Origin of the sequence: Nocardia sp. NPDC058497 (assembly GCF_042720195.1) — a bacterium.
Lineage (GTDB): Bacteria > Actinomycetota > Actinomycetes > Mycobacteriales > Mycobacteriaceae > Nocardia.
This window is the reverse complement of sequence record NZ_JBHXMY010000202.1, coordinates 1-9,740: the sequence shown is the minus strand read 5'-3', so window position 1 is coordinate 9,740 and position 9,740 is coordinate 1. Positions and strand designations below refer to the sequence as shown.

Below are 9,740 nucleotides of genomic sequence, written 5' to 3'. Positions count from 1 at the left end.
ATTCACTCGCCGCGGCCGAACGCGAGAACGCGCTGATCGCCGGTGCCGCCGCCGACGGCGTGCGCACCACGCTGGTCAGCGACCGCGCCGCCGAGCACCTCGGCGAGACCGTCACCGCGCCGGGTCTGGTCGCGGTGTGCGAGCTGCTCGATGTGCCGCTCGGCGAGGTCCTCGACCGCGGTCCGCGCATGCTCGCCGTCCCCGTCGAGATCGCCGAGCCCGGTAACGCGGGCACCCTGATCCGGGTCGCCGACGCGGTCGGCGCCGACGGCGTGATCCTCGCGGGGGAGACCGTGGACCCGCACAACGGCAAATGCGTCCGGGCCAGCGCGGGCAGCGTCTTCCATGTGCCGACCGCGCGCAGCCGCGATATCACCGCCACCCTCGACGCGATCTCCGCGGCGGGTGTCACGATCCTGGCCACCGCGGCCACCGGCGAGGTCGGTCTCGACGATGCCGACGAGATCCTCGCGGGCCCGGTCGCCTGGCTCTTCGGCAACGAGGCGCACGGCCTCGACCCGGCCGTCGCCGCCCGCGCCGACCATCGCATCCGCATCCCCATCCACGGCCGCGCCGAAAGCCTGAATCTGGCTGCGGCAGCGGCGATCTGCCTCTACGCGAGTTCCCGCGTCCAGCACGCGGAGTAGCGGGCGGTCAGCACCCCGGCGCGGCGGAGCTCCGCAGATCGTCGAGGATCTCGGTGGCCCAGGGGAGCGGGATGGCCTCGCTCCCGGCGACCTGCATGGCCGTCATGATCGTCAGCAGCATGCCGGTGGCCACGAAACGGCGTGATTCGAGAGTGTCGGCGCCGGTGAGCTCGCCGATCAGGCGGTAGATCCGGCCGAACCGCTCGCGCATGGGATCGCCGATCGCGGGATCGGCGCTGGCGGCGGCGCCGTGCAGGAGCATGAGCGGGAGTTCGCGTTCGGCCAGGAAGACGTCGAAACCCTGGCCCAGGGTGCACAGCGCTTCGGCGGTATCGGCATCCGGGGGGATATCGGCCCCGCGAAACACCGCCTCGATCCGCCCGCATACCTCGTGCAGCGCGGCGAGGAACAGTTGCTGCTTGGTGCCGAACAACCGGATCACATACGGCTGCGAGACGCCGGCCAGCCGGGCGATCTCATCGGTCTTCGTTGCGGCGTAGCCGGATTCGGCGAAGGCGTGCACCGCGGCCTCGAGCACCTGCGCGCTGCGCTCGGATGCGGTCATCCGGGTTCTCGTGCCGCCCATGGGTGTGTTCCTCCTCGAATGTCCGTCGCCTCTTGACATGTTATCAGTCGATGCATAACCATGGTCGATATTAGTTATCAGTGAATAACAACAGGGTTGGACATGACTCAGACACTCGAACCCGGCGATGCCGTCTTCGCCGACACACAGCCGCCCGGCGGCACGAAAACCGCACCGCTCGGCGCGGTGATCGCCGCCGTCGGCATCCCGATGTTCATGGTGACGCTGGATAACCTCGTCGTGACGAACGCCCTGCCGGTGATCAAAACCGAACTGGGAGCGTCTCTTTCGGATCTGCAGTGGTTCATCAACGCCTACACGCTGTCGTTCGCCTCGCTGCTGCTGACCGCCTCGGCGCTGGGTGACCGGATCGGCCGCCGCCGGGTGTTCCTCGCCGGCATCGCCGTCTTCGTCGCCGCGTCGGCGGCCTGCGCGCTCGCGACCGAACCGTGGATGCTGATCCTGGCCCGCGCGATCCAGGGTGCGGGTGGCGCCGCGGTGATGCCGCTGTCGTTGACCCTGCTCGCCGCGGCGGTCCCCGCCCGGATGCGCAGCGCCGCGATCGGCATCTGGGGCGGCCTGGCCGGGCTGGGTGTCGCGGTCGGTCCGGTGGTCGGCGGTGCGGTCGTCGACGGGCTGAACTGGCAGTGGATCTTCTGGCTCAATGTCCCGATCGGCCTGCTGGTGCTGCCGTTCGCGGCGCGCATACTCGCCGAATCACGCGGCACCGCACGGCGATTGGATCTGCTCGGGCTCGTGCTCTCGGCCGGTGGGGTACTCGCGCTGGTGTGGGGTGTCATCCACGGCGCCGACGACGGCTGGACCGCACCGCCCGTGCTCACCGCGCTGATCGGTGGCGGGGCGCTGCTCATGGCCTTCGTCGCCTGGGAACGCACCGTCCCCGACCCGATGCTCCCGCTGCGCATGTTCGCCTCGCGTGGGCTGAGCCTGAGCTACCTCGTGTCCTTCGGCTTCTCCGCCGGTGTCTTCGGCGCGATCTTCCTGCTCGCCCAGTTCTTCCAGGTCGTGCAGGGATATTCGCCGCTGGAATCCGGCATCCGCACCATGCCGTGGACCATGGTCCCGATGGTCGTCGCGCCACTGGCCGGTCTGGTTGTCGACCGCGTCGGTCCGCGCGTCCTCATCGCCACCGGACAGGTCTTCCTGGCGGTCGCACTGGCCTGGATGGCGCTGATCACCTCCACCGACGTCGCCTATGTCGCCTTCGTCGCCCCCTTCGTCCTCGGTGGCATCGGCATGGGCCTGACCTTCGCCCCGTCCTCCACCATCGTCATGGCCAGCGCCTCCCCGGCCGACCAGGGCATGGCCTCGGGCATCAACAGCACCGTCCGCGAAGTGGGCGTGGCCATGGGCATCGCGGTGCTCGCCTCGGTCTTCGCCTCGCACGGCTCCTACACCGACCCCCAGGCCTACGTCGACGGCCTCGTCCCCGCCGTCTGGGTGGGCGCGGCACTGGTCGCCGTCGCGGCGGTGGTGGCGGCATTCCTGCCGCGCCACACCCGGCAGTCCGTCTGATCCGGATGGTCCGCGTGCCCACCGCGGCGCGCGGGCCATCGGTCTCGTACGAGCCCACCGCGGCGATCACCTCGGGCAGTGCCACGATCTGTTGCGGATCCTCGTACAGGATGACCCCGGCGAATCGGAATCCAGCCGCTCCCAAGCGATCCCGTGGGCGTCGAGGATGTCGAGGTACCCACTGACCCGGTCGATCATCGGCAGTGCGGTCGACTTGAACCACGCCGCCGCGCCCGGATGCCGCTCGCGGTCGTAGACCCGCCGATCCACCTCGTACGGATTCACCAGATGATCGCCGAACCAGTCGTTGCCGCTACGCCGGAACCGCTCCTGCTCGACGGTCAGCCGACCCTCCGACGACAGACCCTCGACCAGGCCGACCACGCCGGGAAACCGCCCGTGCCGGTAGGGCTGGGCGGCCTGAAACCGCACATACAACCGCCGCACCGAGGGCTCCGACCGGCGATCCGGACGTCGTCTCATCCAAGGCCCTCCGATCGACCGGGTCCAGGCTCGGGAGAAGTCTCCGGTCGTCCGCACAACCCCACCGCACGCGGAAAGGGTCGGCGCCCGGTGGTCCGGATGCTGAGTCCACACAGTGCCAAACCGCTCCCCGGAGCCGTCCGGCGGGTCCGCCCGCCTTGCGGCGGGATCGAATCGCAAGTTTGCTCAGTCATCGAGTCATCCTGTTCTCGAGTCGAACACGCAGGTGTGTTTGAACAGTTGGACGTGGCGCAACCCCATTCGGTTCCCTCGAATTTCCCACGGCCGGTCAGCGCGATGCGAAGTACCGACATGGCGTCCTTGGGCGCGGTGGCCGCGCTACCGTCGAGCACGGCAGTCCGCACGAATGGAGCGACCGGATGACACCTCCCGCGATGCATCCCCGGCCTGGCAACCTTCGCAAGGTCGCCGAAGAGATCGAACACGCGACCGGTCTGCAGGTCGAGATTCTGGGAGGGGCGCTCGCGACGTCACCGTCCCTGTGTGGAAAACATGCGGGCACGATCCGCCGACTGCGCCACCAACTCGAATCGGTCATGCCCGAAGGGCTCGCCGCCTACGAGGTGACCTCGATCGCCATGCCCGGCGATGCCGACGACTACTGCACGCCGGACCTCATCGTGCTCCCCGACGCCTGGGACACCGACGACGAGTGGCTCGCCGACCCTGCCGACGTCGAACTGGCCGTCGAGGTGATCTCGAGATCGGAGAAAGCGCACCAGATCACCGGCAAGAACGGCTGGTACGGCGCGGCAGGTGTCCGCACCCTGCTCGTCATCGACCCCGGGTTCGGCCGGTGGGCGCTGTATCGCGATCCCGACTCAGGTGTGTACCCGGACCCGGTCGAGGGCATGTTCGGCGACCCGATCATGCTTCCTGTGCCGCTGTCGACAGCCGTGGATACCGGGTGCCTACCGCTCTACGGGTAGGACCGATGTGAGCGGCAGCCTCCATGCTGATCGAGGCTCGAGCCGCTCCGGCTTTGAACGTTGCTGCGTAGCAATCGACATAAGGCCGGCCAGACCGGCGCGAGATGTCGGCCATGAGCTCATCGGTTGCGCGACGTACACCCTGCGGATCGGCGGGCGCGAAGTAGCGCGGACGACCGAAGGAGATGCGTACCCTCGCCGGTCGCAGAAAGCGGCGATTACGCGGATTCACACGATCGGTTCCGGTCAGGACGACCGGGATCACGGGTGCACCGGTCTGCATCGCCACGCGGATGACACCGGTGCGGCCCCGGTAGATCCGCCCGTCGGGCGACCGTGTGCCCTCAGGGTGAATACCCCAGACCCCTCCCCGCTCCAGAATTCTCACCGCCGCTGCCAGCGAATCCGCCCCGGAGTTCTCGCAGCCGCGATCGACTGGCACCTGTCCGGTGGCAGTCATCACCCACCGATTGATTCGGCCCCGGAGGCCGCGATCGGTGAAGTACTCCTGCTTGGCGAGGAAAGTTACCCTTCGCGGCAACGCCAGACACAGGTACAGCGAATCCACGACCGCCAAGTGATTGGCGGCGACGATGACCGGCCCCGTAGCTGGAACATGCTGCAGCCCATCCACTCTTGGGCGCCCCAGGAGCCACAGCACCGGACCCACCAGCAGATGTTTCAGTAGCCAGTACCACATGGAATGCCTCCCCGGAAAGGATGTGTAGACATTGTCTACACGATCTTCGTAGGCACTGTCTACACAGTGCGGGAGGATGGGTCCATGAGTGCAGTTGAATCACTTCGGGACCGGCTGGTGGCGGTCGGTGTCGAGATGCTCGAGGACGTCGGAGCGCAACAACTGGGTCTGCGAGCAATCGCCCGTGAAGCGGGGGTGTCCCACGGCGCACCCCGCCGGCACTTTCCTACCCACAATTCTCTACTCGCAGCAATCGCCGTCTGCGGTTACGCCGATCTCCGGTCCGAAATCGAAGCAGTACAAGCAGATTCGCCACGCCAACGACTGATCGCCACATGCCTTGCCTACGTAGACTTCGCGACCCGCCGCCGCGAGATGTTCACGCTCATGTTCCGGCACGATCTACTGGAGGGTGCGGGTGAGAACCTGAGGGAGACGGTCACGATTCCACTGTTCCGACACTGGCGAGGACTCGTTGCCGAGTGTGTTGCCGATCCGACCGGCGCACGGGCCCTGAGCCTGTGGACGAATCTGCACGGCATCGCGGTCGTCGTGGCCAACCGCAGCTACGAGGCGATCGCCCCGGGCACCGAGGTGCCGGTCCTGGTGGAGTGGGCGGTCGCCCAGTACCTGGGGACTCCGGGTTGATCCTGCTATTTGCCAGGTCGCCACCGTCCATCAGTGTCAGACGGGGCCTGCGGCTTGCCCCGGTCTTGTCCGCCTGTCTGCACAATGATTCGCCTGCGCGGACAACGTGTCGCGACGCCTGTCGAATCGACGCTGCCCCTGTCTCAAGCGGGGTCATCCGACTGCGGGGCCGAGTCCGAGTCCGGTTCAGGTGGTTCGGCCTGCTGGTTCGGTACCTGCCCCTCCGCGCACAATCCGCCTGCCCGCGGAAACGGTCGGGGTCGCGAGGGCCGGATGCCGAGCCCGCACAGTGCCAGGCCGCTGCCCGGGGTGGTGAGGCGGGATCGGCGGCCCTGGGGTGGTGTCGAATCGCAAGTCTGTTCAGGCATCGAGTGGTCCTGTTCTCGAGTCGAACACGCTGGTGTGTTTGAACGGTTGGACGGAAGACAGGCCGATTCGGTTCCCTCGAATTCCGGTTTGCCGTCGATCGTGATGCGAACCCTGCGAAGACGGGCCTGACCTGGACTTGTCGGTCCGCACCGCGACCTTCCGGCGGGCCTTAGCATGGTCGCGAATCGCCCGCCGGTAATCCGGATGAATCGCGCGAACCCGATCCCATAGGATTTATGCAGCACCGATACGGGTAGGCAATGACGCACCCGTGAACCGATCCCCAGGGGAGAGTCGAACGATCGTGGCCGACGACAACAGTGGAGTCGAGCAGAACGCCTTGCTGACCGAGGAGGCACTCGCGGCAGCGGCAGCGGAGGCCGAGAAGGCGTTCGCCGCTGCGGCTGATCTGGATGCGCTGGCGGTCGCCAAGACCGACTACATCGGCGGCAAGTCGCCGATCGCGCTCGCACAGCGGGGGCTGGGCGCACTGCCCAAGGAGGAGAAGGCCGACGCGGGCAAGCGGGTCAACGTCGCCCGCAAGCGCGTGTCCGACGCGTTCGAGGCGCGCCGCGCCGCGCTGCTGGAAGAGCGCGATCAGGCCGTGCTGGTGGCGGAGAAGATCGACGTCACCCTGCCCGCCCGCCGTCAGCCGGTCGGCGCCCGCCATCCCATCACCGTCATCTCCGAGCAGATCGCCGACGTGTTCGTCGGCATGGGCTGGGAGGTCGCCGAGGGCCCCGAGGTCGAGACCGAGCACTTCAACTTCGACGCGCTGAACTTCCTGCCCGATCACCCGGCGCGCACCATGCAGGACACCTTCCACATCGCCCCGGAGGGTTCGCGCCAGGTGCTGCGCACGCACACCTCCCCGGTGCAGGTGCGGTCGATGCTGGAACGCGAGCTGCCGATCTACGTCGTGTGCCCCGGCCGCACCTTCCGCACCGACGAGCTCGACGCCACCCACACCCCGGTGTTCTCCCAGGTGGAGGGTCTGGCGATCGACAAGGGCCTGACCATGGCCCACCTGCGCGGCACCCTGGACGCGTTCGCGCGCGCCCTGTTCGGCCCCGACACCCGAACCCGCATGCGCCCCAACTACTTCCCCTTCACCGAACCATCGGCCGAGGTCGACGTGTGGTTCCCGGACAAGAAGGGCGGCGCGGGCTGGGTCGAGTGGGGCGGCTGCGGCATGGTCAACCCGAAGGTGCTGATCGCCAGCGGCATCGACCCCGAGGTGTACTCCGGGTTTGCGTTCGGCATGGGCATGGAGCGCACGCTGCAGTTCCGCAACGGCATCCCCGACATGCGCGACATCGTCGAGGGTGACGTGCGGTTCACCCTGCCCTTCGGTATCCGGTCCTGAGAGAGAGCGACAAGTCACGTGCGAGTAGCGCAGTCCTGGCTGACCGAGATCCTGCAGCGCACCACCCCGGAATGGTCGGTGTCCGCCGAAGAGCTCGATGCCGGTTTCGTCCGCGTCGGCCTGGAGGTCGAGGAGGTCGACGAGCTCGAGCCGATCGGTGGTGACATCGACAAGCCGCTGGTCGTCGGCCGGGTCGCCGAGATCACCGAGCTCACCGAGTTCAAGAAGCCGATCCGTTTCTGCAAGGTCGATGTCGGCAACCCCGAGCTGCAGGAAATCGTCTGCGGCGCCCGCAATTTCGCGGTCGGCGACCTCGTCGTCGTCGTGCTGCCCGGTGGCGAGCTGCCCGGTGGGTTCAAGATCTCCTCGCGCAAGACCTACGGGCACACCTCCCACGGCATGATCTGCTCGGTCGCCGAACTCGGCATCGGCAAGGATCACGACGGCATCCTGGTGCTCGAGCCCGGCTCGGCGCAGCCCGGTGACGACGCGAACGTGCTGCTCGGCACCGACGACACGATCATCGAACTCAACATCACCCCCGACCGCGGCTACTGCTTCTCGGTCCGCGGCCTGGCCAGGGAACTGGCCTGCGGCTTCGATCTCGAGTACGCCGACCCGGCCGTGCGGACGCTGGCCGACGGCGACGCGGAGGCGTGGCCCGTGCGGCTCGAGGCCGATTCGGAGTGCACCCGTTTCGGCGTGCGCCGGGTCACGGGGGTGAACCCGGACGCGGTGAGCCCGCTGTGGCTGCAGCGCAGGCTGATGCTGTCGGGCATGCGCCCGATCTCGCCCGCCGTCGACGTCACCAACTACGTGATGCTCGAACTGGGTCAGCCGCTGCACGCCTTCGACGCGGCAAAGCTCAACGGCGGCTTGGTCGTTCGCTCGGCCAACACCGGTGAGACCCTGCGCACCCTCGACGATGTCGAGCGCACCCTCGACGCCGAGGACGTGGTGATCGCCGACGACTCCGGCGTCATCTCGCTGGCCGGTGTCATGGGCGGCGGCAGCACCGAGGTCGGCCACGGGACCACCGATGTGGTGCTCGAGGCCGCGACCTGGAACCCGCTGCGGGTGTACCGGACCGCGCGCAGGCACAAGCTGGTCTCGGAGGCGGGCAAGCGCTACGAGCGCGTCGTCGACCCGGAGATCAATATCGCCGCGCTCGACCGGGCGGCCACCCTGCTGGCCGAGATCACCGGCGGCACCATCGAATCCACGCTCACCGACATCCGCGTTCCGCTGGCGCCGGTCGCGCCGATCGCGATGGACATCGACCTGCCCGACCGCGTCGCCGGCGTCACCTACCCGGCGGGCACCGCCGTGCGCAGGCTCGCCCAGATCGGCGCCGGGGTCGAGATCGAGGTCAACGACGCGGGCAAGACCCAGCTGCTGGTGACCCCGCCGAGCTGGCGCCCCGACCTGTCCCAGCCCGCCGACCTGGTCGAAGAGGTGCTGCGGCTGGAGGGTCTCGAGCAGATCCCGTCGGTCCTGCCGTCGGCGCCCGCCGGTCGCGGCCTGACCGCCACCCAGAAGCGGCGCCGTGCCGTGAGCCGGGCGCTGGCGTTCGCCGGTGGCGTCGAGGTGCCCGCGCCGGTGTTCCTGCCCGCCGGTGTGTTCGACGTGTGGGGTCTCGACGTCGACGACGCGCGCCGCAACACCACCCGCGTGCTGAACCCGCTCGACACCGAGCGTCCCGAGCTGGCGACCACGCTGCTGCCCGGTCTGCTGGAAGTGGCCACCCGCAATATCTCGCGCGGCGCCCGCGACCTCACGATCTACGGCATCGCCCAGGTCGTGCGGCCCGGTGCCGAGACCCACGCGGTCGCGGCGCTGCCGGTCGATCGTCGTCCCACCGACGAGCAGATCGCCGAGCTCAACGCGTCGCTGCCCGCGCAGCCGGTGCACGTGGCCGCGGTGCTCAGCGGCAAGCGTGACCCGCGCGGTCCGTGGGGCCCGGGTCGCCAGGCCGAGGCCGCCGACACGTTCGCGCTGGTCGACGCCGTCGCCGACGCGGCGGGTGTCACCATCGAACGCCGGGCCGCCGCCTACCTGCCGTGGCATCCCGGTCGCTGCGCCGAACTGGTCGTCGACGGTGTCGTGGTCGGTCACGCGGGCGAGCTGCACCCGGCCGTCCTGGAGCGTGCCGGTCTGCCGCCGCGCACCTGCGCGCTGGAACTGGACCTCGACGCCCTGCCGCTGGTCGAAGCCCGTCCCGCACCCACGGTGTCGGCGTTCCCCGCCGTCCTGCAGGACGTGTCGATCAGTGTCGAGAAGGCCGTTCCCGCCGCGAGCGTCGAATCGGCGCTGCGCACCGGTGGTGGCGACCTGCTCGAAGACATCGCCCTGTTCGACGTCTACGAGGGCGCGCAGGCCGGTGAGGGCCGCAAGTCCCTCACCTACGCCCTGCGTTTCCGCGCCACCGACCGCACCCTCACCGAGGACGAGGCCC

Annotated in this window: 9 protein-coding genes; 6 read left to right on the top strand and 3 right to left on the bottom strand. The window is 68.7% G+C overall.

Translation table 11 applies throughout. The features are described from left to right. On the top strand, window positions 1–647 hold a 647-nt coding region (locus ACFWPJ_RS15780; protein ID WP_378851835.1), incomplete at its 5' end, for a TrmH family RNA methyltransferase. A gap of 7 nt (window positions 648–654) precedes the next feature. On the opposite strand, the gene ACFWPJ_RS15775 is transcribed toward ACFWPJ_RS15780, so the two are convergent. After that, a complete protein-coding gene (locus tag ACFWPJ_RS15775) occupies window positions 655–1,212 on the bottom strand; it encodes a TetR/AcrR family transcriptional regulator (RefSeq protein ID WP_378851833.1) in 558 nt (185 codons plus the stop codon). 123 nt (window positions 1,213–1,335) lie between these two features. On the opposite strand from ACFWPJ_RS15775, the gene ACFWPJ_RS15770 reads away from it, so the two are divergent. Beyond that, the gene (locus ACFWPJ_RS15770; RefSeq protein ID WP_378851830.1) at window positions 1,336–2,769 is read left to right on the top strand and encodes an MFS transporter; all 1,434 of its coding nucleotides are present in this window, start codon (window positions 1,336–1,338) and stop codon (window positions 2,767–2,769) included. Window positions 2,770–2,835: 66 nt separating this feature from the next. Here ACFWPJ_RS15770 and ACFWPJ_RS15765 read toward each other — a convergent pair whose 3' ends face one another. Further along, complete coding sequence (locus ACFWPJ_RS15765; protein ID WP_378851827.1) at window positions 2,836–3,252, bottom strand: hypothetical protein; 417 nt, start codon at window positions 3,250–3,252, stop codon at window positions 2,836–2,838. A 380-nt stretch (window positions 3,253–3,632) separates the two neighbouring features. Here ACFWPJ_RS15765 and ACFWPJ_RS15760 point away from each other — a divergent pair, with 380 nt between their 5' ends. Next, window positions 3,633–4,202 (top strand): Uma2 family endonuclease, encoded by a 570-nt coding sequence (locus ACFWPJ_RS15760; RefSeq protein ID WP_378851825.1) that lies wholly within the window; start codon window positions 3,633–3,635, stop codon window positions 4,200–4,202. Here the strand turns inward: ACFWPJ_RS15760 and ACFWPJ_RS15755 are convergent. Then, window positions 4,141–4,902, bottom strand: a complete 762-nt coding sequence (locus tag ACFWPJ_RS15755; protein WP_378851822.1) for a lysophospholipid acyltransferase family protein — start codon at window positions 4,900–4,902, stop codon at window positions 4,141–4,143. The genes ACFWPJ_RS15760 and ACFWPJ_RS15755 overlap by 62 nt on opposite strands. A gap of 84 nt (window positions 4,903–4,986) precedes the next feature. Between ACFWPJ_RS15755 and ACFWPJ_RS15750 the strand changes: the two genes are divergently transcribed. The 3 genes from ACFWPJ_RS15750 to pheT all read left to right on the top strand — a co-directional run. Further along, a complete protein-coding gene (locus ACFWPJ_RS15750) occupies window positions 4,987–5,550 on the top strand; it encodes a TetR/AcrR family transcriptional regulator (protein WP_378851820.1) in 564 nt (187 codons plus the stop codon). Window positions 5,551–6,223: 673 nt separating this feature from the next. Continuing rightward, entirely contained in the window at window positions 6,224–7,285 is a 1,062-nt protein-coding gene (gene pheS, locus ACFWPJ_RS15745; protein ID WP_378851818.1) for a phenylalanine--tRNA ligase subunit alpha, read from the top strand. A gap of 18 nt (window positions 7,286–7,303) precedes the next feature. Continuing rightward, window positions 7,304–9,740, top strand: a 2,437-nt coding sequence (pheT, locus tag ACFWPJ_RS15740; RefSeq protein ID WP_378851815.1) for a phenylalanine--tRNA ligase subunit beta, incomplete at its 3' end; no start/stop codon positions are given.

Bases quoted from the DNA above. Each gene is read 5' to 3' on its own strand.
- ACFWPJ_RS15775 (WP_378851833.1), bottom strand. From the start codon at position 1,212: ATGACCGCATCCGAGCGCAGCGCGCAGGTGCTCGAGGCCGCGGTGCAC.
- ACFWPJ_RS15770 (WP_378851830.1), top strand. From the start codon at position 1,336: ATGACTCAGACACTCGAACCCGGCGATGCCGTCTTCGCCGACACACAG.
- ACFWPJ_RS15765 (WP_378851827.1), bottom strand. From the start codon at position 3,252: ATGAGACGACGTCCGGATCGCCGGTCGGAGCCCTCGGTGCGGCGGTTG.
- ACFWPJ_RS15760 (WP_378851825.1), top strand. From the start codon at position 3,633: ATGACACCTCCCGCGATGCATCCCCGGCCTGGCAACCTTCGCAAGGTC.
- ACFWPJ_RS15755 (WP_378851822.1), bottom strand. From the start codon at position 4,902: ATGTGGTACTGGCTACTGAAACATCTGCTGGTGGGTCCGGTGCTGTGG.
- ACFWPJ_RS15750 (WP_378851820.1), top strand. From the start codon at position 4,987: ATGAGTGCAGTTGAATCACTTCGGGACCGGCTGGTGGCGGTCGGTGTC.